We start from the raw sequence: 642 nt of genomic DNA on the forward strand, positions 1-642 counted from the left end.
GAGCCTGGTCTCACACCCGACGAGAGGGCGGCTCTTGCCAGACTCGAACCGCGTCTCGGCCATCCGTACATCGTGCAGCGCCTCAGGCGGGAAGGAGAGTATGAGGCTCTGGCGCGGCGTGAGGGTACCCAGCTTTTCAATCGTGAGCACTGGCTCTCGAATCCGGCCCTGATCCGAGGCGGTCTCCGGCTGCTAGGCCTGCATGAGAGGGCGCGACGCAATGCCCTTGCCATCGAGGTCCGCCACCATGAGGTGCAACTCCCTCATCTGCCGGGGGCCTTCGACGGGTTCGTGCTCCTGCACCTCGCGGATCTGCACTTCGGCATGAATGACCAGTTCCTGGACGCACTTGTCCGGCGCGTTGAGCCGCTGCGCTATGATCTGTGCGTGCTGACAGGAGATTACCGCGCTCTCACCTATGGCCCCTACAAGGAAGCGCTGGATGGATTGGAGCGTCTTCGGGCAGCGATCAAAAGCCCTGCTTACGCAATCCTGGGGAACCACGATACGATCCGCATGGTGCCGGCCATGGAGCTCATGGGCTACCGGCTCCTGCTGAACGAGGCGGCGCGCGTTGCACGCGGGAACGAGGCCATCTATCTGGCCGGTGTCGATGACCCGAACTTCTATCGCATGGACGAT

Annotated in this window: 1 protein-coding gene; it reads left to right on the forward strand. The window is 62.9% G+C overall.

Translation table 11 applies throughout. From position 1 onward, the window contains the following. Nucleotides 1–291: 291 nt before the first annotated feature. Nucleotides 292–642, forward strand: a 351-nt coding sequence (locus tag AA309_RS36695; protein WP_280136918.1) for a metallophosphoesterase, incomplete at its 3' end; no start/stop codon positions are given.

The organism is Microvirga vignae (genome assembly GCF_001017175.1).
GTDB lineage: Bacteria > Pseudomonadota > Alphaproteobacteria > Rhizobiales > Beijerinckiaceae > Microvirga > Microvirga vignae.